Source organism: Polynucleobacter sp. 31A-FELB (assembly GCF_018882405.1).
Classification (GTDB): Bacteria; Pseudomonadota; Gammaproteobacteria; order Burkholderiales; family Burkholderiaceae; genus Polynucleobacter.
On record NZ_JACVOO010000004.1, the window covers coordinates 100,664 to 124,057 of the forward strand.

General features: G+C 46.5%; 26 protein-coding genes. 16 read left to right on the top strand and 10 right to left on the bottom strand.

Annotated features, from left to right (window positions below; translation table 11 throughout):
• Window positions 1-11 precede the first annotated feature (11 nt).
• Window positions 12-269 (top strand): molybdopterin converting factor subunit 1, encoded by a 258-nt coding sequence (gene moaD, locus ICN30_RS04120; RefSeq protein WP_216273393.1) that lies wholly within the window; start codon window positions 12-14, stop codon window positions 267-269.
• Window position 270: 1 nt separating this feature from the next.
• Window positions 271-729, top strand: coding sequence for a molybdopterin synthase catalytic subunit MoaE (gene moaE, locus ICN30_RS04125; protein ID WP_216273395.1), 459 nt, complete (start codon window positions 271-273; stop codon window positions 727-729).
• Window positions 730-787: 58 nt separating this feature from the next.
• Here moaE and ICN30_RS04130 read toward each other — a convergent pair whose 3' ends face one another.
• Complete coding sequence (locus ICN30_RS04130; RefSeq protein ID WP_216273397.1) at window positions 788-1,411, bottom strand: alpha-ketoglutarate-dependent dioxygenase AlkB; 624 nt, start codon at window positions 1,409-1,411, stop codon at window positions 788-790.
• Window positions 1,412-1,503: 92 nt separating this feature from the next.
• On the opposite strand from ICN30_RS04130, the gene ICN30_RS04135 reads away from it, so the two are divergent.
• Together ICN30_RS04135 and ICN30_RS04140 are read left to right on the top strand one after the other, a co-directional pair.
• Window positions 1,504-1,680, top strand: a complete 177-nt coding sequence (locus ICN30_RS04135; RefSeq protein WP_216273400.1) for a hypothetical protein — start codon at window positions 1,504-1,506, stop codon at window positions 1,678-1,680.
• A gap of 11 nt (window positions 1,681-1,691) precedes the next feature.
• Complete coding sequence (locus ICN30_RS04140) at window positions 1,692-2,105, top strand: DUF2244 domain-containing protein (protein ID WP_255533092.1); 414 nt, start codon at window positions 1,692-1,694, stop codon at window positions 2,103-2,105.
• A 49-nt stretch (window positions 2,106-2,154) separates the two neighbouring features.
• Here ICN30_RS04140 and ICN30_RS04145 read toward each other — a convergent pair whose 3' ends face one another.
• On the bottom strand, window positions 2,155-2,448 hold the full coding sequence (locus ICN30_RS04145; RefSeq protein ID WP_255533093.1) for a GIY-YIG nuclease family protein: 294 nt from the start codon (window positions 2,446-2,448) through the stop codon (window positions 2,155-2,157).
• A 63-nt stretch (window positions 2,449-2,511) separates the two neighbouring features.
• Between ICN30_RS04145 and clpB the strand changes: the two genes are divergently transcribed.
• From clpB to ICN30_RS04165, 4 genes are all read left to right on the top strand, one after another.
• A complete protein-coding gene (clpB, locus tag ICN30_RS04150; RefSeq protein WP_216273404.1) occupies window positions 2,512-5,106 on the top strand; it encodes an ATP-dependent chaperone ClpB in 2,595 nt (864 codons plus the stop codon).
• Between the two features lie 48 nt (window positions 5,107-5,154).
• A complete protein-coding gene (locus tag ICN30_RS04155; protein ID WP_216273406.1) occupies window positions 5,155-6,393 on the top strand; it encodes an MFS transporter in 1,239 nt (412 codons plus the stop codon).
• Window positions 6,394-6,662: 269 nt separating this feature from the next.
• Window positions 6,663-7,961: an isocitrate lyase gene (gene aceA, locus ICN30_RS04160; protein ID WP_216180387.1), complete on the top strand. Its 1,299-nt coding sequence runs from the start codon at window positions 6,663-6,665 to the stop codon at window positions 7,959-7,961.
• Between the two features lie 104 nt (window positions 7,962-8,065).
• On the top strand, window positions 8,066-8,506 hold the full coding sequence (locus ICN30_RS04165; protein WP_216273408.1) for an HIT family protein: 441 nt from the start codon (window positions 8,066-8,068) through the stop codon (window positions 8,504-8,506).
• A 17-nt stretch (window positions 8,507-8,523) separates the two neighbouring features.
• On the opposite strand, the gene ICN30_RS04170 is transcribed toward ICN30_RS04165, so the two are convergent.
• Genes ICN30_RS04170 through ICN30_RS04195 form a run of 6 tightly spaced genes read right to left on the bottom strand, consistent with a single transcriptional unit; the run spans window position 8,524 to window position 13,711 of the window.
• A complete protein-coding gene (locus ICN30_RS04170) occupies window positions 8,524-9,318 on the bottom strand; it encodes a DUF4239 domain-containing protein (protein WP_216273410.1) in 795 nt (264 codons plus the stop codon).
• Between the two features lie 31 nt (window positions 9,319-9,349).
• Window positions 9,350-9,775 carry a DUF1841 family protein gene (locus ICN30_RS04175; RefSeq protein WP_216273487.1) on the bottom strand — a complete coding sequence of 142 codons (426 nt, stop codon included), beginning with the start codon at window positions 9,773-9,775 and terminating at the stop codon, window positions 9,350-9,352.
• Window positions 9,768-10,424 carry an endonuclease III gene (nth, locus tag ICN30_RS04180; RefSeq protein ID WP_216273485.1) on the bottom strand — a complete coding sequence of 219 codons (657 nt, stop codon included), beginning with the start codon at window positions 10,422-10,424 and terminating at the stop codon, window positions 9,768-9,770. The genes ICN30_RS04175 and nth overlap by 8 nt, the downstream gene beginning before the upstream one ends.
• The gene (gene rsxB, locus ICN30_RS04185) at window positions 10,424-11,116 is read right to left on the bottom strand and encodes an electron transport complex subunit RsxB (RefSeq protein WP_216273412.1); all 693 of its coding nucleotides are present in this window, start codon (window positions 11,114-11,116) and stop codon (window positions 10,424-10,426) included. Before rsxB ends, nth begins: the two co-directional genes overlap by 1 nt.
• A gap of 54 nt (window positions 11,117-11,170) precedes the next feature.
• Window positions 11,171-12,469, bottom strand: coding sequence for a polyhydroxyalkanoate depolymerase (locus ICN30_RS04190; RefSeq protein ID WP_216273414.1), 1,299 nt, complete (start codon window positions 12,467-12,469; stop codon window positions 11,171-11,173).
• Between the two features lie 42 nt (window positions 12,470-12,511).
• A complete protein-coding gene (locus tag ICN30_RS04195; RefSeq protein ID WP_216273416.1) occupies window positions 12,512-13,711 on the bottom strand; it encodes an amino acid aminotransferase in 1,200 nt (399 codons plus the stop codon).
• A gap of 171 nt (window positions 13,712-13,882) precedes the next feature.
• Between ICN30_RS04195 and uvrB the strand changes: the two genes are divergently transcribed.
• The 8 genes from uvrB to fdx all read left to right on the top strand — a co-directional run bounded on the left by uvrB (window position 13,883) and on the right by fdx (window position 21,531).
• Entirely contained in the window at window positions 13,883-16,036 is a 2,154-nt protein-coding gene (uvrB, locus tag ICN30_RS04200) for an excinuclease ABC subunit UvrB (protein WP_255533095.1), read from the top strand.
• 114 nt (window positions 16,037-16,150) lie between these two features.
• Window positions 16,151-16,720, top strand: a complete 570-nt coding sequence (locus ICN30_RS04205; protein ID WP_216273418.1) for a Fe-S cluster assembly transcription factor — start codon at window positions 16,151-16,153, stop codon at window positions 16,718-16,720.
• A gap of 38 nt (window positions 16,721-16,758) precedes the next feature.
• A complete protein-coding gene (locus ICN30_RS04210; protein ID WP_370626590.1) occupies window positions 16,759-18,018 on the top strand; it encodes an IscS subfamily cysteine desulfurase in 1,260 nt (419 codons plus the stop codon).
• Window positions 18,019-18,055: 37 nt separating this feature from the next.
• Window positions 18,056-18,442 (top strand): Fe-S cluster assembly scaffold IscU, encoded by a 387-nt coding sequence (gene iscU / locus ICN30_RS04215; RefSeq protein WP_215333536.1) that lies wholly within the window; start codon window positions 18,056-18,058, stop codon window positions 18,440-18,442.
• A gap of 19 nt (window positions 18,443-18,461) precedes the next feature.
• Complete coding sequence (gene iscA / locus ICN30_RS04220) at window positions 18,462-18,785, top strand: iron-sulfur cluster assembly protein IscA (RefSeq protein ID WP_015421521.1); 324 nt, start codon at window positions 18,462-18,464, stop codon at window positions 18,783-18,785.
• The gene (gene hscB / locus ICN30_RS04225) at window positions 18,751-19,290 is read left to right on the top strand and encodes a Fe-S protein assembly co-chaperone HscB (protein ID WP_216273420.1); all 540 of its coding nucleotides are present in this window, start codon (window positions 18,751-18,753) and stop codon (window positions 19,288-19,290) included. Before iscA ends, hscB begins: the two co-directional genes overlap by 35 nt.
• A gap of 18 nt (window positions 19,291-19,308) precedes the next feature.
• Complete coding sequence (hscA, locus tag ICN30_RS04230; RefSeq protein WP_216273422.1) at window positions 19,309-21,174, top strand: Fe-S protein assembly chaperone HscA; 1,866 nt, start codon at window positions 19,309-19,311, stop codon at window positions 21,172-21,174.
• An 18-nt stretch (window positions 21,175-21,192) separates the two neighbouring features.
• A complete protein-coding gene (gene fdx / locus ICN30_RS04235) occupies window positions 21,193-21,531 on the top strand; it encodes an ISC system 2Fe-2S type ferredoxin (RefSeq protein WP_216273424.1) in 339 nt (112 codons plus the stop codon).
• 91 nt (window positions 21,532-21,622) lie between these two features.
• Here fdx and ICN30_RS04240 read toward each other — a convergent pair whose 3' ends face one another.
• Window positions 21,623-21,967: a Rap1a/Tai family immunity protein gene (locus ICN30_RS04240; RefSeq protein WP_216273426.1), complete on the bottom strand. Its 345-nt coding sequence runs from the start codon at window positions 21,965-21,967 to the stop codon at window positions 21,623-21,625.
• Between the two features lie 52 nt (window positions 21,968-22,019).
• A complete protein-coding gene (locus ICN30_RS04245; protein ID WP_216273428.1) occupies window positions 22,020-23,255 on the bottom strand; it encodes a DUF3300 domain-containing protein in 1,236 nt (411 codons plus the stop codon).
• Between the last annotated feature and the right edge of the window lie 139 nt (window positions 23,256-23,394).

Consider the following 23,394-nt stretch of genomic DNA (forward strand, 5'->3'; position numbering starts at 1 on the left):
ACGATTCCCTTATGAAACTCGAATTACGATTCTTCGCCTCATTAAGAGAGGGTCTTGGACTTTCTGGTGAGAGCATCACTACGCCGCCGGAAGTGAAAACCATTGCTGACTTAAGAGACTATCTTGCTCAGCGGGGAAATCCTTGGGTCGAAGTATTGGCTAGTGCTAAGGTGATTCGTTGCGCTTTAAATCAAGAGATGGTGGCTGATTCCACTCTGCTAGTAGATGGTGCTGAAGTCGCATTCTTCCCTCCGGTTACGGGTGGCTAAGATGCAAAACGATTTCATCCGCATTCAAGAGCAAGACTTTGATCTTACGACTGAAGTGAAAACGCTTCGCAAAAATGATCCTCGCGTTGGTGCAGTAGTGACTTTTGTGGGCACTGTCAGAGATATAAATGACGGCAGTCAAGTCAAGGGCATGACGCTGGAACACTATCCCGGGATGACAGAAAAATCCCTAGAGGAAATCGTCAAGCAGGCTAGAGGCCGCTGGGATCTTTATAAAACATTAGTCATTCATCGAGTGGGACCACTTCTGCCTGAAGATCAAATTGTTTTGGTGGCTGTTACTAGCGCCCACCGAGGTGAAGCATTTGCAGCTTGTGAGTTCATCATGGACTACTTAAAAACAGCGGCACCATTTTGGAAAAAAGAAGAAACCCCAGAAGGTAGTAAGTGGGTGGATGCACGCGTGACTGACGATGCTGCAATGGCGCGTTGGAAGTAATTTAGCGCCCATCTCTTTTAGCCTCAAAACTAACTCAAGACACAATAACCAGGCTCTTTTATATTCGGGGAAGTATTTTCCGAAAGGTGAGATTAATTCGTGGGCTTGTAATTGTTGTTGTCTTGAGAAGGCTGTGATGCCAATACTCTTGAGTGGGCGGATGCATGATTAGCAGGCTGCCATGCTCCAGAAATACTGGGTAGCTTGTTTTATCTTGCTTATGGCGAAATGCAAACTTACGTCGAGCACCTAAGCTTACTGATGCGATAGGACTTGTGCCATCCAACTCCTTTTCATCATCACTGTGCCAGCCCATGCCTTCAGCGCCGCTGTGATACAGATTGAGCAAGCAGGAGTTGTAGGTGTGGCCAGTGAATTTTTCAAGCTTATGCTTCATTTGCAATAACTCATTAGTCCAGACCTGAGGTGTTTTTTGAACTCCAGAGTAGGTGTATGCGCATTCTGGATCACCCACCCAGACAACTTTTCTTGCGGTCTTTATTAACTTACCAAACATCTTGATCTCATCCACCTCCCAGGGAAGAGAGTTCAGTAAGCTTTTGTAAAGATGATTGGATTCATCTGCATCATAAAAATGATTGAAATATTCAACATGACCATCCCTTGTCACTATGGCTAAGGGTTCTGTGGCGTCGTGGCAGTCAAATAACTCGTTTTGCATGTCTGTGAATCAATTTGAGGGTGAGTGCGCTATTTCAATAAAAACTCTAGAATAGGCTTCATTATGAATTGTTCAGGACGAATAGGTTAATCATGAAAGCCCCGGATAAACGTTGCTGCGGCTCAGGTGTTTGCATCATCAACGAGGCGGGGGAGTGTTGGTGCGGCCAGGTATGGGATGGCGAGAAAATGAGTGCGCCACCCCTGATCTCTAAAGCGGATAATTCTTCGAGCTCAACCCCCAAGTCTGATAAGAATTGTCCAGAATGAAAGCCTGGAAGATGAGACGAAATTGCGCGCTGACCCCAGGTCAGCTGCTCAAGTTCTATATCGCTCTGGTTTGTCTTTCTTTAACCGTGGCCACTGGTTTTCTAATAGCTGGCGTAAAAATTATTCTCATCTTTACGGCGGTTGAGTTGACTGCTGTCACCGCTGGTTTTTTGATTTACTGTCGACATGCCTTGGATTTTGAGGAGATTCAAATTAGTGGGACCCGCTTAATTGTGAGGAAATTTATAGCCTATAAAGAGACTGTGCTTGAATTTAATACTCGCTGGGTTAGGATCTCCTTGCCACAAGAAACTGAAAAAGTTTTTTTGATTGAGGAGGCCGGTCAAAGTGTGCAGATTGGCCAGTTTTTAAGGCCAGAGCAATTTAAAAGGCTTGTCTCTGAGCTTAAGTCATGTTTGGGCTGATCATCGTGGTTACGCTGCTAGAGAATCCTGCGTAAATCGAACCTATCTTTTAGGTTTTAAAAAAGCCCAACTTTTCCGATCTGGGCAACTTCTTTAACTTGGCCTCCGCCTTAGACGCCTCAGATCGATCTGGGTGCTCTTGGGTGGCCAAAAGGATTACAGGTCTGCGAGCCCTCGTATACCGAGCACCATCCCCTGAATTATGGGCTTCTAAGCGATGTTCTAGGCGGTTCGTAATGCCGGCGTAATAGCTGCCATCGGCGCATTCCAGGAGATAAACAAGCCAGGTCAAAATAGGGATAAATTCGCTTAAAAAGAGGTCTAACAGACTTGAAATTATCAAGAATGCCCCTATATTCTATAGATAGATATGTAAAAAATAGCTGCAGTAGATAGGACTTAAAAAATGAGAATAGATAAATTAACTACTAAATTTCAAGAAGCGCTTAGCGAGGCGCAAAGCCTTGCTTTGGCAAAAGACAATCAATACATCGAGCCGGCTCATTTGCTTTTGGCGATGTTGCGTGATTCTGATGGTGGCGCCAAGAGTTTGTTAACTCGTGCTGGCGTTAACGTACCCGGTCTTGAGAAGGCAACTGAGAAGCTAATTAGCAACCTCCCAGAAGTGCAGGGCACTAGTGGTGAGGTTCAGGTTGGCCGTGATTTAAGCAACTGGCTCAACTTATGCGAAAAAGAAGCTAACAAGCGTAATGATCAATTTATCGCTGGCGAGTTGTTTTTGCTGGTGGTAGCGGATGATAAGGGCGAGCTCGGCAAGATTGCTCGTGAGAATGGTTTAAATCGTAAATCGTTAGAGGCGGCTATTGATTTAGTGCGCGGAGGAGAGTCAGTGAATAGTGCAGATGCTGAAGGTCAACGTGAAGCCTTAAAGAAGTACACCGTCGATTTAACTGAGCGTGCTCGCATGGGCAAGCTCGATCCCGTCATTGGTCGCGATGATGAAATTCGTCGCACTATTCAGATCTTGCAACGTCGCGGTAAAAACAACCCAGTACTCATTGGTGAGCCAGGTGTTGGTAAGACTGCCATTGTCGAGGGTTTAGCCCAGCGCATTATTAATGGCGAAGTTCCTGAAACCCTCAAAAACAAGCGTGTCCTCGTATTGGATATGGCTTTGTTATTGGCTGGTGCCAAGTACCGCGGTGAATTCGAGGAACGCCTTAAGGCTGTTCTGAGCGATGTCGCTAAAGACGAAGGTCAGACTATTATCTTTATTGATGAGATTCATACGATGGTTGGCGCTGGTAAAGGTGATGGCGCAATGGATGCCGGCAATATGCTCAAGCCTGCCTTAGCACGAGGTGAATTGCATTGCATCGGCGCAACCACTTTGGATGAGTACCGCAAGTACATTGAAAAAGATCCGGCGCTTGAGCGTCGCTTCCAAAAAGTCATGGTGGAAGAGCCGAGCGTAGAAGCAACTATTGCTATCTTGCGTGGTTTGCAAGAGCGCTATGAGCTTCACCATGGTATTGAGATTACTGATCCTGCCATCGTGGCAGCAGCAGAGTTATCGCATCGCTACATTACAGATCGTTTCTTGCCAGATAAGGCGATTGATTTAATTGATGAGGCCGGTTCACGCATTCGGATGGAGATCGATTCTAAGCCTGAAGTGATGGATAAGCTAGAGCGTCGCCTCATTCAGCTCAAGATTGAGCGTGAAGCTGTTAAGAAAGAAAAGGATGAGGCATCACAAAAACGTCTTGGACTCATTGAAGATGAGATCAAGCGCCTTGGCGCCGAGTACGCCGACCTTGAAGAAATCTGGAAAGCAGAAAAAGGTGCCGTATTAGGTGTTGCTCATCTCAAAGAAGAGATTGAAAAAGTCCGTGCTGATATTGCTAAGCTACAGCGCGACGGTAAGTTGGAGCAAGTTGCTGAATTGCAATACGGCAAACTGCCTGAGCTTGAAGCTAAGCTCAAGTCTGCCGCCGCTGCTGAAGCAAAAGGCGATAAAGATGGCGTAGTCAAGAACAAACTCTTGCGCACCCAAGTAGGCGCAGAGGAGATTGCTGAAGTGGTATCACGTGCAACTGGTATTCCGGTATCGAAGATGATGCAGGGTGAGCGCGATAAGCTGCTGAAAATGGAAGAGCTCCTGCATAAGCGCGTAGTTGGTCAGGAGGAGGCTATTCGTGCGGTATCGGATGCGATTCGTCGTTCCCGTGCTGGTCTTGCTGAGGAGAATCGTCCTTATGGCTCATTCTTATTCTTAGGACCTACAGGTGTAGGTAAGACTGAGCTATGCAAAGCCTTGGCCGGTTTCTTATTCGACAGCGAAGACCATCTAATCCGTATCGACATGAGTGAGTTCATGGAGAAGCATAGCGTAGCTCGTTTAATTGGTGCGCCTCCAGGATATGTCGGCTACGAAGAGGGTGGCTACTTAACTGAACAGGTACGTCGCCATCCATACAGTGTCATCTTGTTTGATGAAATTGAAAAAGCACATCCGGACGTATTCAACGTACTTTTGCAAGTATTGGATGATGGCCGCTTAACTGATGGTCAAGGTCGTACCGTGGATTTCAAGAATACAGTCATTGTGATGACCAGTAATATTGGTTCGCATCTCATCCAGTCAATGACTGATAAGAAGCAATCCGAAATCAAAGATGCGGTATTCGAAGAGTTGAAGAATCATTTCCGTCCAGAGTTCCTCAATCGTATTGATGAGATCGTGGTATTCCATGGCTTGGATAAAGGCAACATCGCTAATATCGCCAAGATCTTGCTCAAGAACTTGTCAGATCGTTTGGCAAAGGTGGATATGCAGATGGAAGTTAGTGATGCTGCCCTTAGCAAGATCGCGGAAGTTGGTTTTGATCCGGTATTTGGAGCGAGACCACTGAAGCGTGCGATTCAGCAATATATCGAGAACCCAGTTTCTAAGATGATCTTAGAGGGTAAGTTTGGCCCTAAGGATACCGTTCCTGTAGGTGTTGATAAGAACGGTGACTTTAGCTTTAGCAAGTAAGACAAAGCAATATCAGCAGGAATGTTCCTGCGCCAGTAAACTCGGTACATGACTGACGCTCTGAAAATGAGGCGCGCCAGTGATGTCCGGGTTGTTGGTCTCATTAGCCTGGCTCACGGCAGCTCCCATTTTTTTCATTTAATCCTGCCGCCCATGTTCCCATGGTTGAAGGCGGAGTTTGGCTTTAATTATGCTGAGCTAGGTCTGCTCATGACCATTTTCTTTGTGGTCTCCTGCATTGTTCAAGCTGCTTCTGGTTTTTTGGTGGATCGTATCGGGGCTCGCCCCGTGCTGTTTGCTGGTGTAGGTTTACTTGCATTGGCAGCGCTCACTTATTCACAAAGTAATGGCTATGCCATGTTAGTTTTGGGTGCAGTAATCGCGGGATGCGGCAATGGTGTTTTCCATCCGGTTGATTACACACTGATCAATCATAAAATTTCACCACCGAATTTGCCTTACGCTTATTCCATTCATGGGGTAACGGGCTATATCGGTTGGGCGGCAGCGCCAGCCTTTATGGTGGCTGTGGCTACTATCGCTGATTGGCGCATTGCCTTTTTATCTGCTGCAGTGCTTGAAGCATTGATCTTATTAACTCTCTGGATTGGTAGGGCGCGCTTAATTGATGATGTTCATGCAAGGCGCGAGGAGTCACAGGCTAGTCATGCTCAAAGCAATCCTGGTGGTGCACCAATGAGTACCTTTGGGTTTTTGAAGTTACCGGTTGTATGGCTTTGCTGGATTTTCTTTTTCTTTAGCATGGCGGCAACTACAGGCTTGCAGTCATTTGCACCAACCGCGCTTTTTAAGATCTATGACATTGCCGTGAGTTCCGGCAATTACTACTTAACACTCATGTCTATGGGCGGTGCTGGAGGGATGCTTCTGGGTGGTTATCTTGCCACCAAGCTAAAAGTACCCGAGCGCATTATTACGATCTGCTTTACCGTCAATATCGTGATGGGTCTTTTATTGGCTACCGGTTTAGTGCCTGTCGAATTGATTGTGATTGCCTTCATTGTGATTGGACTTGGCCTGGGCATTGCTGCTCCATCACGTGATTTGATGATTCGCTCTGCGACACCGTCAGGGTCATCGGGAAGGGTGTACGGCATTGTGTACTCTGGCATCGATCTAGGTGCCGCCCTAAGCCCCTTAATCTTCGGAATCTTCTTGGATGTGGGTTTGCCCAAGCTCTTGTTCATTGGCGTGGCACTCCTGCAACTCATGATTATCTTGACTGGATTCAAGGTTGCTACCATCAGCGCCCCGAAAACTGTCTAACTAGCCGCTTTCTTTTCATAATGTGAAAAGACATTCCCATACGTAAAATGCAGTGCAACATTGCAAGCTGGAGATTCTTCCGTCCTTTGGATTATCATTTCATATTGCAAAATATACTTCTTAAGCCTTTGAATTAATTGATCTAATTATTTTCAAGAAATACTGAAATAGTGCTTGCATGCTTTTCCTGGATCCTTAAACTCTTATATAAGACATAAGACTTGAATGTCCAAATATTTGAAGTACTTGTTTAACTTAGGGAGAAAAACATGGCAGATCGCAAAGCAGAAATCGCAGCACTACAAAAAGACTGGGATACCAATCCACGCTGGAAGGGTATTACTCGTGGTTACACGGCTGAGGACGTTATTCGTCTTCGTGGCTCATTGAAGATTGAGCACACATTGGCTAAGCATGGCGCAGAGCGTCTTTGGGACTTGGTTAATAACGAAGCTTACGTAAACTGTTTAGGCGCTTTGACTGGTGGTCAAGCAATGCAACAGGTTAAAGCTGGCGTTCAAGCTATCTACTTGTCAGGTTGGCAAGTTGCTGCTGACGGTAACTCATATGCAGCGATGTATCCAGACCAATCTTTGTATCCAGTTGACTCAGTTCCTAAGATGGTTGAGCGTATTAATAACTCATTCCAACGTGCTGACGAAATCCAAACTGCCAAAGGCATTAACAAGGGCGACGCTGGTTATATCGAGTATTTCGCTCCAATCGTTGCTGATGCTGAAGCTGGTTTCGGTGGCGTATTGAATGCATTTGAATTAAGCAAAGCATTGATCAAGCAGGGCGCTGCTGGCGTTCACTTTGAAGATCAACTCTCTTCTGTTAAGAAGTGCGGTCACTTGGGTGGCAAGGTATTGTTGCCAACTACTGAGTCTGTTCAGAAATTGATCTCTGCACGTTTAGCTGCTGACGTAATGGGTGTTCCAACTATCATCTTGGCTCGTACTGATGCTGAAGCTGCTGATTTGTTGACATCTGACTACGATGCAAACGACAAGCCATTCTTGACGGGCGAGCGCACTGCTGAAGGCTTCTACAAAACACGTAAGGGCTTGGATCAAGCGATCTCCCGTGGTTTGGCATACGCTGCATACGCTGATATGGTTTGGTGTGAAACAGGTACTCCTGACCTCGAGTTTGCTCGTCAGTTCGCTGAAGCAATTCGTGCGAAGTTCCCAGGCAAGATGTTGGCTTACAACTGCTCACCATCTTTCAACTGGAAGAAGAACTTGGACGACGCAACAATTGCGAAGTTCCAACGCGAATTAGGCGCAATGGGCTACAAGTATCAGTTCATCACATTGGCTGGTATTCACTCCATGTGGTACAACATGTTCGACTTGGCTCAAGACTACATGCAGCGCGGTATGACTGCATATATCGAGAAAGTACAAGAGCCAGAATTTGCTGCTCGTGATCGTGGTTACACATTCGTATCCCATCAGCAAGAAGTTGGTACTGGTTACTTCGACGATGTAACTACTGTGATTCAGGGTGGCAAGTCTTCAGTAACAGCGTTGACTGGTTCTACAGAAGAAGAGCAGTTCCACTAAGAAATCCCTAAGTAGTACGTAGTAGCAGTAATACCCTTACTGTCGCGGCATCTAAATTACCCCACAAGGGTGACTTAGATGCCGTTTTCGTTTACATTCTTCCCATGACTAATTGCGTACTTTGTAAAGAAGAGCTTAAGCCTGAAGAGGGTCAATTGATTTGGCGCGGCGATGATTGCCGTGTCATTCTCGTGAACGATCCCGATCTTCCTGGTTTTTGCCGCGTGATCTGGAATCGGCATGTTGCTGAAATGACTGATCTGACTTATGGTGAGCGGGAACATCTCATGGCTTTGGTCTTTGCAGTTGAAGAGGCTGTAAGGCATGTAATGCACCCAGATAAGGTCAATATTGCAGCGCTGGGCAATATGGTTCCCCATATTCATTGGCACGTGATCCCTAGATATAAGGATGATGCTTTCTTTCCAGGTTCAGCTTGGTCTCAAAAGACCCAGAAAACTCCTGTCGCAAATTTAGAAGCAAGAAAAAATTTAGCTCAAGACTTACCGACAGCGATTAAGTCTGCGATAGCTGCGTTATCTTGAGTAACTAAATGCTGGATTTATTTATTTGAATTGACGGTGCCCAACATCCTTAAGGATTCCTCGAGTTGATAAGGTTTAACGGGATTCCACATGCCATAGGGCGAAATGGTGATGTAGAGAAAAGTCATCGCCGTGAGTATGCATAGCGAGGCTATTGATAGTGATACTTTCATCGCTTTAAGGCTGCCAAGATGTACGATCCCAACAGAGATAAGCAACAGAATCGAAGAAATGGGAATGACAATCCATTTTTTTATATTGTCGGTGTCATATGCTATGGATTGTCTAACTTTCCGATTATGGCGAATGATTGTTAGCTCTGATTCAAGCTGACTCACTATGGAAGAGCGTTGATTAGCTTGATACGCTATCTGGTTGATTGTCTTGCTTAAGGCCATAAATTCAGGCAATGCGATCTCTCGATTTTTAGCATCTTTTTCATTCATAGCAGGCCATTCTTTTTCAATGACTACATTGAGATAGTCTTTTAGCGTAGAGATAATTTGCGCCTGATCTTGCGGGGGTAAGACTGTTGAGATATTAACGAGGCTATCAATTGCGCTTGATTCAGTAATCAGGTTTGAGATAGCTGATTCATGTTTCTCAAATGAAAATCCCGCAAGGGTAGAAACAGTGAGTCCAAAAATAAATGCAGTAATGGAAAGGAAAGACGGAACCACTGCATCTGAATCATTAAGCCACCGAGATATGGGCGAATCATTTAGGACCCAGTAAATCGCATAGGTGACTAATGCAATCATGACCATGGATACTGCCAAAAATTTTAATACATCAAGAGTGAAGGGAGTCATCGCTTGGTTCCGGGCGGTCTTTCTAGTTTGTTTAGTTTAGTTTCTTCAGTGCTTCAAGATACTTCTCCGGGCTGAGTGGCTGACCTTCACGCTGCGCTTCCCACATTACCTGTCCAAGGCATTCCATCATGGCATGTTGTGCTTCGTGTTCAGACCCCAGCTTCTTTGCTAGGTTTTCTGCAATTCCTTTGATGCCTGGTGGTTGATCGATAGAGATTTGCTCGCTAATTGATAGATGCATTGAGAGATGCAAAAAAGGATTTGTTTCACCGCGTTCTGGTGTGTAGTCTTGTGCCACTGCGCCTTCTGGATCCGATAGAAGAGTCTGATATTCCGGGTGTTCAAGCATCCAGTCGCTGGCAATTATTTCCATTGGCGTCAGAATCTGATTCTCAGTTTTTTTCTTCCAGGTGTCACAGAAAAAGCGACGCACTTCTTCGCGAGTTGGGTTAAATATTGCCACGAACTTTTCCTTTGCCAGTTTTTTGCTTGAATTCACAGAGTGGTTCAACAATGCATTGCTCGCAATCAGGGTTGCGTGCCTTGCAGGTATATCTACCATGCAGAATAAGCCAGTGGTGAGCATCCATTAAAAACTCTTTTGGCACGCGCTTCAGTAATTGTTCCTCTACCTTTACAACATCCTTACCAGGTGCTAAGCCTGTTCGGTTTGAGACTCTAAAGATATGGGTGTCAACAGCCATGGTGGGTTGGCCAAAAGCAGTGTTGAGGATCACATTCGCAGTTTTTCTACCAACACCTGGCAGCGCCTCTAGATCTTCTCTGTTTTGCGGAACTTCGCCACCATGTTTTTCTAGGAGTAGTCGGCAAGTCTCTTGGATATGCCTACCTTTGGAATTGAATAAACCAATGTGCTGAATAAAAGGCTTAACGCCTTCCTCACCCAGGTCTAAGAGTGCTTGAGGTGTATTGGCAATCTTAAACAGCTTGCGTGTACCTTTATTCACTGAAATGTCAGTGGCTTGTGCAGACAGTAAAACAGCAATGAGCAATTCAAAAGGTGAGCTGTATTCCAGCTCTGTTTCTGGGTGGGGATTATTTTCCCGGAGTAATTCAAAAAAGGCTTGGCGTTTTTCGAGATTCATCATTTCTTTTGCTGGGCTCTCGCAATTGCGGCAGCGATGATGGCTCGCTTCCTTTCTTGCTCTTTTATAGCCTCTTCAGAATCTGGATTCTCCGCATTGACTGCTACTAATTTAGCGGCAGCTTTCTTTGCTAGCCTCTCATCATTGTCACGCTGTTCGCGATCTAGTCGGACATCGCGCGCTTCATATCGTGAACGTGCAAGCTTTGCCAATTCTGGCGACCAAGCATCCCAGCCAGTTTTCTCTTCGGTGACATCAATCATAGTGATGCAATCAACCGGGCACGGTGGTATGCAAAGATCACAACCCGTGCACCAATCACTCAAGACCACGTGCATTTGTTTTGAGGCTCCCACAATCGCATCTACGGGGCATGCCTGAATACATAAGGTGCATCCAATGCATGTTTTGGGGTCAATAAACGCTACTGGCCTAGGGCGCTCTACGCCGCATTCAGAATCAATCTGAGGATGCAGTTCAAAAGCATCTTGAGGGAAGATGGGTGCAAGGATGGCGCTGAGCCTTTGAATGCCTTCTACACCTCCAGGAGGGCAGCGGTTAGGTAAAACTTCACCTGTTGCCATTGCTTCTGCATAGGCTCTGCAGTCTGGGTAACTACATTTGGTGCATTGGGTTTGGGGGAGGATGTCCTCGAGACGATCGGCAAGTTCTTTCGTCTGCTGAATATTCATTGCAATTTAGGCGCCCTAAAACTAGAAGCGCGACCCGAAAGTCGCGCCGCTGGTTTATGCAGCTTTCTTAGTTCCCAGTTTTGGGGGTCTAGCCTTTGTTTTTTTCTGAACAGCTTGGTGCTCACGAATAAACGATTTAATTTTTGGATATACCTTTTCACGCCAGCGACGGCCAGCGAAGATGCCGTAGTGACCGGCACCCGCAACTTCGTAGTGATCTTTATCAGTTTTTGGAATGCCTGCACACAATGCATGGGCTGATCGGGTTTGTCCGCTACCAGAGATATCATCCAGCTCGCCTTCAACAGTCAGAAGAGCGGTTTTCTTAATATCTTGTGGCTTCACTAGATCGCCTGCAACTGTCCAAGTGCCATTTGGTAATGAATAGTCTTGGAACACAGTCTTAATGGTGTCCAAATAAAACTTCGCATCCATATCGAGAACTGCGTTGTACTCATCGTAGAAGCGAATGTGTGATTCAGCATCTTGCTCATCGCCACGCACTAAGTTTTGGAAGTAATCCCAATGTGACTGTAAGTGGTTTTGTGGGTTCATGGCGATAAAGCCAGTGTGTTGCAAGAAGCCTGGGTATACCTTACGGCCTGCACCTGGATAGGTTGGTGGCACTTTGTAAACCACATGGCTCTCAAACCAGTCATATGACTTTTGATCAGCCAAGTTATTTACTGCAGTTGGTGATTTGCGTGCATCGATTGGGCCGCCCATCATGATCATGGAAGCCGGTGTTGCTTCACCAGCAGAGGCCATCAAGGAAATTGCGCCCAATGTAGGAACTGTTGGTTGGCAAACAGAAATCACGTGTAAATTTTCTGCGCCGATGGTGCGAATGAATTCTTGTACATAGTGGACATAGTCATCCAAACCGAAATCACCATCTGCCATCGGAACAATGCGAGCATCAACCCAGTCAGTAATGTAAACCTTGTGATCTTGGAGGAGAGTGCGCACAGTATCACGCAGCAATGTTGAGTGATGTCCAGATAACGGAGCAACAACTAATACTGCTGGGTCATCTTTTAATTTTTTAACCACCTCAACATCATCAGAAAAGCGTTTGAAGCGAATGAGTTTGCAAAAAGGCTTGGCAACAATGACTCTCTCGTGGATAGCCACTTCTTTGCCATGAGCTTGCACAGAGCGAATACCAAACTCTGGCTTCTTATAGTCTTTACCTAGGCGATATAGGAGTTCGTAACTTGCGGCTAAACGTTCGGAGCCCGGAACCTTGGACGCGGGGTTTGAAGCATTAATGAAAGCTTCAGAAGCAGCGCGAGCCCATGAGCTCATTGGTTGAAGTAAGGATTTTTGAAATTCGTGTAGCTGATATAGCATGGTGACTCCTAGTAAATCAGTGTAGCCGCTTATGACGCGTTGTTACGCCAATACGCGGGCGATTGCTTTGGCTACTTTATCAATATTTTTTGTATTGAGGGCAGCCACACAAATACGGCCTGTGGAGAGGGCATAAATGCCATCTTCCTTTTGTAAACGCTCTACTTGCTCAGCACTTAAACCTGAGTAAGAGAACATGCCGCGCTGTGCCTCGATAAAACCAAAGTCTTGCTTTACACCAGCAGCAGCGAGTTTTTGTACGAGTCCTTGACGCATTGCTTTAATGCGATCACGCATCTCGGCTAATTCATCTTCCCAAAGCTTTCTGAGTTCTGGTGAATTCAGAACAGCAGCTGCAATCGCAGCGCCATGAGTTGGAGGGTTGGAATAGTTTGTACGAATCACGCGCTTCAATTGAGACAGCACGCGAGTAGATTCATCTTTGCTCTGGGTCACGATAGATAAGGCGCCAACGCGCTCACCATAGAGTGAGAATGATTTGGAGAAAGAGCTTGAAACAAAGAAAGACATTCCAGATTCAGCAAACAAGCGTACCGCAATGCCATCCTGCTCAATACCAGCGGCAAAGCCTTGGTAAGCCATATCCAAGAACGGAATCAATTCTTTTGATTTGCAGATCTCAATTACTTGGCGCCATTGAGCTTCAGTAATGTCGGCACCAGTTGGGTTATGGCAGCAAGCGTGTAGCAATACAGTAGTGAACTTAGGGAAGGACTCTAAAGACTTCACCATGCCATCAAAATCAACACCACGTGTTTTACCGTCGAAGTAGGTGTACTCAATCACTTCAAATCCTGCGGATTCAAAAATACCGCGGTGATTTTCCCAAGTTGGATTGCTAATTGCGCAAGGCGCATTTAAATTGAGACGCTTAATAAAGTCTGCGCCAACGCGCAAGGCACCAGTTCCACCAAGGCACTCAGCGGTAACAACGCGACCATCTTTAATCAGGGAAGAATCAGCGCCGAACAATAGGTTCTGTACTGCGCTGTTGTATGGGTTTGGACCTTCAATTGGAATGTAGCTACGAGGAGAGTGCTTTGCAACAATTGCTTCCTCAGCTTTGATAACCGCTTTCAAAAGAGGCACCTTGCCTTCGTCGGTGTAGTACACGCCAACACCCAGGTTGACCTTGTCTGCGCGTTGATCGGCGACATAGGCTTCTGTAAGGCCAAAAATAGGGTCTTTAGGGGCTAGTTGGACTGAAGTGAAAAGGTTCATTTGAGGATCAAAAAGGGTAGTTAATAGGGTATTGCAGGGTTAATTGACGTTAAATTCAGTTAAATTTACTTTAAATGGCTGTTTTTGAAGCTAGATTCAACTATTTCCAAATAAAAACGGCAAAATCACTGTTTGTACAAAATTCGCTGTGAACTAAAACTCACAAGTGAAATGATAGCTGAGATGCCCCCTAAGTTGCCTAAAACTTCCTCAAATTCCAAAGTCGCTGAAAGCAAGAAAAGCCCTGTGGCCGATCCTTTGGGCGAGGTAGGCCATGACCTGGATCCAGCTAAGTTCGTTTCCTTCCCAGATTCGCCATTTCAACTCTATCAGCCGTTTCCGCCCGCAGGGGATCAACCGGCTGCAATTGATGCTCTAGTGGCTGGAATTGAGGATGGATTGACCTTTCAGACCCTTTTAGGGGTCACTGGCTCGGGCAAAACCTTCACCATGGCCAATGTGATTGCCAGAACTGGTCGTCCAGCCATCATTTTTGCCCCCAATAAGACGCTAGCCGCCCAGCTCTATAGTGAATTTCGGGAGTTTTTCCCCAAAAATGCGGTGGAGTACTTTGTTAGTTACTACGACTACTACCAGCCAGAGGCCTATGTCCCGACGCGGGATTTGTTCATTGAGAAAGATTCATCAATCAATGAGCATATTGAGCAAATGCGACTGTCCGCTACCAAGAGCTTATTGGAGAGGCGTGATGTCATCATCGTAGCCACTGTCTCCGCAATTTACGGTATTGGTAATCCAGGCGACTATCACAGCATGGTGATGACTTTGCGTCCTGGTGACAAGATGAGTCAGCGCGATATTTTGATGCGCTTAATTGCGATGCAGTATGACCGCAACGAAACCGATTTCAAGCGCGGTGTTTTTAGAGTGCGGGGCGACACGATTGATATCTTCCCGGCTGAGCATAATGAGTTGGCTGTGCGAGTTGAACTTTTTGATGATGTCATCGAGAGTTTGCAATTCTTTGATCCACTTACTGGAAGAATTCGCCAAAAAATTCCTCGCTTTACTGTCTACCCGAGTTCGCATTACGTTACGCCGCGCGATACAGTTCTTAAAGCGATTGAAACGATTAAAGCCGAGTTACGTATTCGCTTGGATGAATTCGTTAAAGATGGCAAGTTGGTTGAAGCACAACGTCTAGAGCAGCGCACTCGCTTTGATTTAGAGATGCTGAATGAACTAGGCTTCTGCAAAGGTATTGAGAACTACTCCCGCCATCTCTCTGGCGCTATGCCTGGTGAGGCTCCGCCTACCTTGGTGGACTATCTACCCAACGATGCCTTGATGTTCTTAGATGAGAGCCACGTTCTCATCGGACAGCTCAATGCCATGTACAACGGCGATAAATCTCGCAAACATACTTTGGTGGAGTTTGGTTTCCGTTTACCGTCAGCCATGGATAACCGACCACTCAAATTTACTGAGTTTGAAACTAAGATGCGTCAAACCGTTTTTGTTTCTGCAACACCAGCTGATTACGAAAATACGCACACCGGACAAGTGGTGGAGCAAGTAGCTAGACCAACCGGTTTGGTGGATCCAGAAATTGAAGTATTGCCTGCAAGTACACAAGTGGATGATTTGCTGAATCAGATTCATGAGCGAGTCAAAGTGCATGAGCGCGTTTTAGTAACGGTATTAACAAAACGTATGGCCGAGCAGTTGACTGACTATTTGTCGGATAACGGCGTGAAGGTGCGTTACGTCCATTCGGATATTGATACTGTAGAGCGCGTCGAAATTCTGCGTGACTTACGTCTAGGTGTCTTTGATGTGCTGGTGGGTATTAATTTATTACGTGAGGGTCTGGATATTCCAGAGGTTTCACTAGTTGCTATTTTGGATGCGGATAAAGAAGGTTTCTTGCGCTCTGCACGCAGTTTGATTCAGACGATTGGTAGGGCAGCACGAAACGTCAAAGGCAAGGCAATTTTGTATGCCGATCGCATTACCGATTCTATGAAGCGGGCGATGGGGGAGACTGAGCGTCGCCGAACCAAGCAAATCGCCTTTAATAAGGCGAATGGGATTGAGCCGCGAGGCGTCAAAAAGCGTATTAAAGACATTATTGATGGGGTCTACGACGTCAAGGAGAAGCGCTCTGAGATGCAGGTGGAGCAGGAGCGGGCTCGCTATGAGGATATGAGCGAGAAGGACCTGGCGGGTGAAATCAAGCGTTTGGAGAAGCAAATGAACTCTGAGGCCAAGAATTTGGAGTTTGAGAAGGCTGCAGCTACCCGAGATCGCCTTACTAAGGTTAAGGAGATGGCCTTTGGAGCGCGCTCCAGGGACGCTATTTAGGGCTGTTTTAATCCTGAGCAGATTAGTGGGGTATATGGTAAAGTTGAGCGGAATGGTCGGGTATTACCCGCCCGACTGTTAGCTGTCCATAACAATCCATTACCAAGGTGACATATGAGACTTACAACCAAAGGCCGTTTTGCAGTAACCGCAATGATCGATTTAGCCCTGCGTGAAACGCACGGGCCTGTAACTTTGGCTGGAATTAGCCAAAGACAGAAGATTTCCCTGTCTTACTTAGAGCAGTTGTTCGGCAAATTACGCCGTTTCAATATTGTTGAAAGCACTCGTGGTCCTGGCGGTGGTTACACCCTAGCCCGCAAGTCAGAAGAAATTAGTGTGGCCGACATCATTGTGGCTGTGGATGAGCCTCTAGATGCAACCCAATGTGGTGGCAAGGGCAATTGCCATAGCGATGAAGAAAACCATGGTCGTTGTATGACGCATGATCTGTGGTCAAACCTGAATGCCAAGATGGTGGAGTACCTGAGTTCCGTGTCATTGCGTGACTTAGTACAACAGCAATCTGGACGTGGAATCGTATTGCACGATTTGCGCCCAAAGAAAATCAAGACTGAAAGTGCCAAGGCAGAAAAGCCGGCATCAGCAGTCGCCGCAGCAAAGGAAGTCGCTCCGAAGCGACCTCTAGTGAATTCTGTTTTTAACCTGGCTCAGCAAAGTTAAGAGATTAGCTTCTTAGCCAATTACTCGATAAGTAAAAAATGAACGCACCACAAGACATTCCTCAACAGCCGATACCGATGTTTAGTCCTAAGCACTTCCCGGTGTATATGGATTACTCAGCTACCACGCCGATTGATCCGCGTGTAGTGGATAAGATGTTGCCTTACTTGCGTGAGCAGTTTGGTAATGCGGCATCTCGAAGCCATGCCTACGGTTGGGCTGCAGAAGAGGCGGTTGAGTGGGCGCGTTCAGAAGTAGCCCAGTTAGTTCATGCAGATCCAAGAGAGATCGTATTTACTAGCGGTGCAACTGAAAGTATTAACTTGGCACTCAAAGGTGCCGCCCACTTTTATAAAGATCGCGGTAATCACATCATTACCGTGAAGACTGAGCACAAGGCAACTTTAGATACATGTCGCGAGCTTGAGCGCGAAGGTTACGAAGTCACTTACTTAGATGTATTACCGGATGGCTTGATTGATTTTGCTCAGCTTGAAGCAGCCATGAAGCCTGGCACGATCTTGGCATCAGTGATGTATGTGAATAATGAAATTGGCGTTGTGCAAGATATTCCACGTATTGGCGAATTGTGCCGCTCCCGTGGCGTAATTTTCCATGTAGATGCAGCACAAGCTACGGGCAAAGTCGAAATCGACTTAGAGAAAATTAAAGTCGATTTAATGAGTTTTTCTGCTCACAAGACTTATGGTCCAAAAGGTATCGGCGCCTTGTTTGTTCGTCGCAAACCCCGTATTCGTATTGAGGCACAGATTCATGGCGGTGGTCATGAGCGCGGTATGCGTTCTGGAACATTGGCTGTTCACCAAATCGTTGGCATGGGTGAAGCTTTCCGTATTGCCCGTGTTGAAATGGTTGAAGAGAATGCTCGCATTCGTGCATTGCGCGATCGCTTGTTGACTGGCCTGAAGGATATTGAAGAGGTTTATGTGAATGGTGATATGGATCACCGTGTCCCACATAACCTCAATATCAGCTTTAACTATGTTGAAGGTGAGTCCATGTTGATGGCATTGAAAGATTTGGCCATCTCTTCTGGTTCTGCATGTACTTCTGCATCCTTAGAGCCATCTTATGTGCTCCGCGCACTGGGTCGCAATGATGAATTGGCGCACAGCTCAATTCGCTTTACCTTGGGTCGCTTTACAACAGAACAAGAAGTTGATTTCACAATCAAGTTGGTGAAAGAGAAGATTGCGAAGTTGCGCGAACTCTCACCACTTTGGGAAATGTTTAAAGATGGTATTGATCTCAGCACCATCCAGTGGGCAGCGCACTAAGCAAGATAAAAGATAAAAGAAATAACGAGGAAATATCATGGCATATAGCGACAAAGTAATCGATCATTATGAAAACCCCCGCAACGTGGGCTCTTTTGAAAAGGGTGATGACCAGGTAGGTACGGGTATGGTTGGCGCGCCTGCATGCGGCGACGTCATGAAGTTACAGATCCGTGTAAACGATCAGGGCGTGATTGAAGATGCCAAGTTCAAGACCTATGGTTGCGGTTCTGCGATTGCTTCATCTTCTTTGGTAACTGAGTGGGTTAAAGGTAAAACTTTGGATCAAGCTTTGGAAATTAAGAACTCCTTAATTGCCGAAGAGTTGGCTTTGCCACCTGTAAAAATTCACTGCTCAATTTTGGCGGAAGACGCTATTAAGGCGGCAGTGGCTGATTACAAAGAAAAGCATCCAGCCAAGTAAAGATAAAGAGGTTTTCATCATGGCAATTACCTTAACCGACAAAGCAGCAAAACACGTTCAGCGCAATTTAGATAAGCGTGGGAAAGGTTGTGGCTTGCGTTTGGGTGTCCGTACGACCGGTTGCTCTGGCTTGGCCTATCAACTTGAGTATGTGGATGAAGCCGCTCCTGAAGATACGCAGTTTGAATCTAACGGCATTACGATCTTTGTTGATCCGAAGAGCTTGGCTTATTTAGATGGCACCGAATTAGATTTTGTTCGTGAAGGCTTAAACGAAGGCTTTAAATTCCAGAATCCGAATGTAAAAGATGAGTGTGGTTGTGGTGAATCCTTCCGCGTCTGACGATTACTTTCGTTTCTTCGGTGTAGAGCAGAAATTCAATATTGATTTGCCTGCATTGGATCAGGCGTATCTAGCGATTCAAAAAGAAGTGCATCCAGACCGTCATGCTCGTGGAAGCGATACTGAGCAGCGACTGGCTATGCAAATGGCTACATTGGCCAATACCGCTTTTCAAACCCTCAAGAATCCCATTCAGCGCGGCCTTTATCTTTGCCGGCTTCATGGCGTAGATGCTCGCCTAGAAACCAATACTGCTATGCCAGCTGCTTTCCTCATGAAGCAAATGGAATGGCGCGAGAGTCTTGAGGATCAAGACGAGGATCTTGGAGCGCTGGAGGCTTTGGCCGAAGAGGTTGATCAATCCAAGTGCGATACCTTGGTGGAGATTACGCAAGCTATCGATGGCGCCAAAAACTATGAGCGTGCTGCTGAGCTGCTCAGAGGCCTTCTTTTTATAGATAAGTTTGCACTTGAGCTAGATGATGCTATCTCAGCTTTGGTATAGCTTTAAACTCTAGTCCCCATGGCTTTATTACAAATCTCCGAACCTGGTAAATCACTTGCTCCGCATCAACGTCGGATTGCGGTGGGTATTGATCTAGGCACCACCAATTCCTTGGTGGCTATTGTGCGGGATGCCTTGCCTAAGGTCCTGCCAGATTCAGAAGGGCGCGAGCTGCTTCCTTCGGTGGTGCGTTACTTGCCTAATGGCAGAACGCAAGCTGGCTTTGAAGCCATTGAAAGTATTGTCTCTGATCCTAAGAACACGATTGTTTCCGTAAAACGTTTTATGGGTCGCGGCATTGTTGATGTAGAAAACATTGAGAACGCACCTTACGACTTTGTTGATGAGCCCGGCATGTTGAAGTTAAGAACCGTGGCTGGTGATAAGAGTCCCATCGAAGTCTCGGCAGAAATTCTGGCGCGCTTACGTCAGTTAGCTGAAGACTCGGTAAACGACGATATTGTTGGCGCAGTGATTACTGTGCCTGCTTATTTTGATGATGCTCAACGTCAAGCTACAAAAGATGCTGCCAAATTGGCTGGTATTGAAGTCTTGCGATTGCTCAATGAACCTACCGCTGCTGCGATTGCCTATGGACTGGATAATGCTTCTGAAGGTATCTATGCTGTTTATGATTTAGGCGGCGGAACTTTTGATATCTCTATCTTGCGTATGAGCAGGGGAGTATTTGAAGTTCTATCGACTGGTGGCGACTCTGCTTTGGGTGGCGATGATTTTGATCACCGTTTGTATTGTTGGGTGATCGAACAAGCCAAGCTTCCACCACTCTCGATTCAGGATCATCGCAAGCTATTACTTTCTTGCAAGCATGCAAAAGAACAATTGAGTCACAACCCATTGGCCCGCGTTCATGAAACACTCACCGATGGTACTGTAGTGAATGTCGGTATCAGCCAGGCTCAGTTCTTTGAGATTACTCAGAACCTCATTAGCAAAACACTAACAGCAGTTAAAAAAGCATTACGTGATGCGGGCCTTAAAGCAGATGAAGTCAAAGGCGTGGTGATGGTAGGTGGAGCAACCCGCATGCCTCATGTACAGCGTGCGGTTGGCGAACTTTTTGGTACTAAACCCTTAAATAATCTCAACCCAGACCAAGTGGTTGCTTTAGGCGCTGCCATGCAGGCAGACCTGCTAGCTGGCAATCAAAGCAAAGACGATGAGTGGCTTCTATTAGATGTCATTCCACTTTCACTTGGTATTGAAACCATGGGTGGCTTGGTAGAAAAAATTATTCCACGCAATACGCCGATTCCGGTTGCGCGTGCCCAGGATTTCACGACATTTAAAGATGGTCAAACAGCATTAGCAATTCAGGTGGTGCAGGGTGAGCGTGAGTTAGCGCAAGACTGCCGTTCTCTAGGTAAGTTTGAATTGCGTGGCATTCCTCCAATGGCTGCTGGCGCTGCCCGTATTCGGGTGACATTCCAGGTGGATGCGGATGGCCTACTTTCAGTTAGCGCAACAGAGCAGGGCTCGGGTGTGCAGGCCTCGATTGATATCAAGCCATCGTATGGCCTGACTGATGCTGAGATTGCCCGCATGCTGCAAGACGGATTTGCCTCTGCGAAAGTGGATCTCTTAGCTAGATCTTTGCGTGAAGAGCAGGTAAATGCGCAGCGATTATTAGATGCTGTGCAAACCGCATTGGATTCTGATCGTAGCTTGTTGAATGCTGAGGAACAAGCGGTTGTTGATCTGGAGATGGCTACTTTGCAAAAGATTCTTACAGAAGAAACCGATAGCGCTGTCTTAAGAAAAGCGGTGGATCAAGCTGCCAAGGCTACCGATGAGTTCGCTCAGAAGCGCATGAACGCCAGTATTCAGAAGGCTTTGGCTGGCAAGAATGTTGCAGAAATTTAATAAAAGAAAATTACTAAGATGACCCAGATCGTTGTTCTACCCCATAGTGAATATTGCCCAGATGGCGCTGTAGTTGAGGTAACGCCTGGCACTTCTATTTGTGAGGCGCTGCTAGAAAACAATATTCCGATTGAGCATGCCTGCGATATGGTCTGTGCTTGCACTACCTGTCACGTCATTGTGAAAGAGGGTTATCAGAGCCTGAATGCTCCCGATGAGAATGAAGAGGATTTATTGGATCGTGCATGGGGACTCAACCCTCAGTCCCGTTTGTCTTGCCAGGCGATTGTTGCCCGCGAAGACTTGGTGATTGAGATTCCGAAGTACTCAATTAATCATGCGAAAGAAAATCACTAATTGCTTTAAAGATACGGATAAAGAAAAAGCCACCCTTGGGGCGGCTTTTTTAATGCTGGATCGCATGATCAAGCAGTCTAAAAATAATTCATTATTTTCCGCAAGGAAATACACCCTCTAAAAACTTCAACATAGTTTCTGCTGCTGGTTTTGATCCATTAGATGGGTTTGCATTGGCCCAGGCAATATATTCGTCTACGACCTGTATGCGTGATGGTGCAGGTTGTTTGACGCAAATCTTGCTAGGAGCAGTCTTTGGATTGCGTGTTGCAAGATAGGTGTCATAAACAGCCTGGCCATAAATTTGGCAAGTTACGTTTGTGCTTCCTTCGCCCTTGCAGTACTGCAATAACTCATCAGTAGTCGTTGCGTTAGCGGCTTGCATGCTAGCGGCCATTACGAAGGCTAGGGTAGCGGCAATTAAAAATTTCTTCATGTTCATTCCTTTAATCAATTTTATATATGTCAATGTAGATGAGTGCGAGTAATTAGCGGCGACCACGACCGCCACCACCACCAAAGCCGCCACCGCGGTTACCGCCACCAAAATGATCGCCACCGCCATCAAAGCGTGCGCTACGGGTATCGCCAAAGCCACCACCACCGCCAAATCGATCGCCACCGCCGGAAGGTCGACTAGCAGTACGATCTCCGCCACCGAAATTACCACTGCGGTCAGCGCCACTTCTGTCGCCTGTTCTATCGGCGCCCGAACGATTACCTGCGCGCTCACCACCCATATTGCCAGCGCGATCCCCAGAGCGGTTATTGCCTAAGTCGCCACGCTGTAAGTTCTGGCGTAATTGATCACGTTCAGCATCGCGACTCGCATTGGCTCCGGCACCACCACCAAGATTGGCGTTACGACGTTGTTGATCAGGCTTCCAGTCACTAGAGCCACCATTACGATTGCCGTTCCAGTTGTTGTTAGTATTCTTGTTGAAGTTGTTGAAGTTATTGTTATTTACGGTCAATGATCCGCCGCCGTAACCGCCGCCCCAGTGGCAACCACCCCAAAGAGCAGCGCCAACCGCCATGCCAACACCAAAGGAGAGTAGTGCTGTACCGGCTACATATCCAGGTGGATAGTATGCGTATGGAGGATATGCTGGATAAGCCCATGCACCGTAGACAACGGTTGGGTTATAAGTAGGAACATAGACTACTTGTGGGTTAGCGGGCTCAATGATGATGGTCTGACTGCTACCACTACCTTGTGTTGTCACCGTCTGTTGTGAATTCGATTGCAGGGATCCAGCTTGTTTAGCTTTTGCGCGCAATGCTTGAATCGCACTCATGGTTTCAGATTGCTGCGCCAAAACCGCATTGCCAAGTTGTTGAGTCCAACTCAACTGAGAGCCCATCATCTCTAGCACTGGTGGAAATGACACGAGGGACTTCACGCTCGCATCCCAGGTCTGTTGCTGAAGTGCTTGATTGAGGGCATCACCCTTGAGCTTGCTATTAGCCTTGGCCCAGTTCGATGCCTCTCCAACCTCTAATGGATAGGTGGCAGCCATCAACACTTGCGAGACAAGTGCGTCCGGATAAAGTGCAATCGGCGCTACCAGAGCCTCTAATTGCGCTTGAGACAGCTTGGCTGCTTGTTGTTGGCTAGAGTTCTGGGCATATGCCACAGGAGCTGCCGCAGGAATGATGAGTGCAGCCGTAAGAAGGCTTGCTATTAAACGAGATGGAATACCCATCTTCTTTGTCGCCGACATTGGCACCCCTTTACTAGGTTGAATATGCTTTGATTTTACAGAATGGCACAAATCCTGAGATATGCACCAAATTGAAGCATAACGCACTTAAAGTAGGCGAGCTAATAATTGTGATGAAGGTCAGAGGAATACTATGAAC

Excerpts from the sequence above, each read along its gene's own strand:
- moaD (WP_216273393.1), top strand. The coding sequence starts at position 12 with ATGAAACTCGAATTACGATTCTTCGCCTCATTAAGAGAGGGTCTTGGA.
- moaE (WP_216273395.1), top strand. The coding sequence starts at position 271 with ATGCAAAACGATTTCATCCGCATTCAAGAGCAAGACTTTGATCTTACG.
- ICN30_RS04130 (WP_216273397.1), bottom strand. The coding sequence starts at position 1,411 with ATGCAAAACGAGTTATTTGACTGCCACGACGCCACAGAACCCTTAGCC.
- ICN30_RS04135 (WP_216273400.1), top strand. The coding sequence starts at position 1,504 with ATGAAAGCCCCGGATAAACGTTGCTGCGGCTCAGGTGTTTGCATCATC.
- ICN30_RS04140 (WP_255533092.1), top strand. The coding sequence starts at position 1,692 with ATGAGACGAAATTGCGCGCTGACCCCAGGTCAGCTGCTCAAGTTCTAT.
- clpB (WP_216273404.1), top strand. The coding sequence starts at position 2,512 with ATGAGAATAGATAAATTAACTACTAAATTTCAAGAAGCGCTTAGCGAG.
- ICN30_RS04155 (WP_216273406.1), top strand. The coding sequence starts at position 5,155 with ATGACTGACGCTCTGAAAATGAGGCGCGCCAGTGATGTCCGGGTTGTT.
- aceA (WP_216180387.1), top strand. The coding sequence starts at position 6,663 with ATGGCAGATCGCAAAGCAGAAATCGCAGCACTACAAAAAGACTGGGAT.
- ICN30_RS04165 (WP_216273408.1), top strand. The coding sequence starts at position 8,066 with ATGACTAATTGCGTACTTTGTAAAGAAGAGCTTAAGCCTGAAGAGGGT.
- ICN30_RS04170 (WP_216273410.1), bottom strand. The coding sequence starts at position 9,318 with ATGACTCCCTTCACTCTTGATGTATTAAAATTTTTGGCAGTATCCATG.
- nth (WP_216273485.1), bottom strand. The coding sequence starts at position 10,424 with ATGAATCTCGAAAAACGCCAAGCCTTTTTTGAATTACTCCGGGAAAAT.
- rsxB (WP_216273412.1), bottom strand. The coding sequence starts at position 11,116 with ATGAATATTCAGCAGACGAAAGAACTTGCCGATCGTCTCGAGGACATC.
- ICN30_RS04190 (WP_216273414.1), bottom strand. The coding sequence starts at position 12,469 with ATGCTATATCAGCTACACGAATTTCAAAAATCCTTACTTCAACCAATG.
- ICN30_RS04195 (WP_216273416.1), bottom strand. The coding sequence starts at position 13,711 with ATGAACCTTTTCACTTCAGTCCAACTAGCCCCTAAAGACCCTATTTTT.
- uvrB (WP_255533095.1), top strand. The coding sequence starts at position 13,883 with ATGATAGCTGAGATGCCCCCTAAGTTGCCTAAAACTTCCTCAAATTCC.
- ICN30_RS04205 (WP_216273418.1), top strand. The coding sequence starts at position 16,151 with ATGAGACTTACAACCAAAGGCCGTTTTGCAGTAACCGCAATGATCGAT.
- ICN30_RS04210 (WP_370626590.1), top strand. The coding sequence starts at position 16,759 with ATGAACGCACCACAAGACATTCCTCAACAGCCGATACCGATGTTTAGT.
- iscU (WP_215333536.1), top strand. The coding sequence starts at position 18,056 with ATGGCATATAGCGACAAAGTAATCGATCATTATGAAAACCCCCGCAAC.
- iscA (WP_015421521.1), top strand. The coding sequence starts at position 18,462 with ATGGCAATTACCTTAACCGACAAAGCAGCAAAACACGTTCAGCGCAAT.
- hscB (WP_216273420.1), top strand. The coding sequence starts at position 18,751 with ATGAGTGTGGTTGTGGTGAATCCTTCCGCGTCTGACGATTACTTTCGT.
- hscA (WP_216273422.1), top strand. The coding sequence starts at position 19,309 with ATGGCTTTATTACAAATCTCCGAACCTGGTAAATCACTTGCTCCGCAT.
- fdx (WP_216273424.1), top strand. The coding sequence starts at position 21,193 with ATGACCCAGATCGTTGTTCTACCCCATAGTGAATATTGCCCAGATGGC.
- ICN30_RS04240 (WP_216273426.1), bottom strand. The coding sequence starts at position 21,967 with ATGAAGAAATTTTTAATTGCCGCTACCCTAGCCTTCGTAATGGCCGCT.
- ICN30_RS04245 (WP_216273428.1), bottom strand. The coding sequence starts at position 23,255 with ATGTCGGCGACAAAGAAGATGGGTATTCCATCTCGTTTAATAGCAAGC.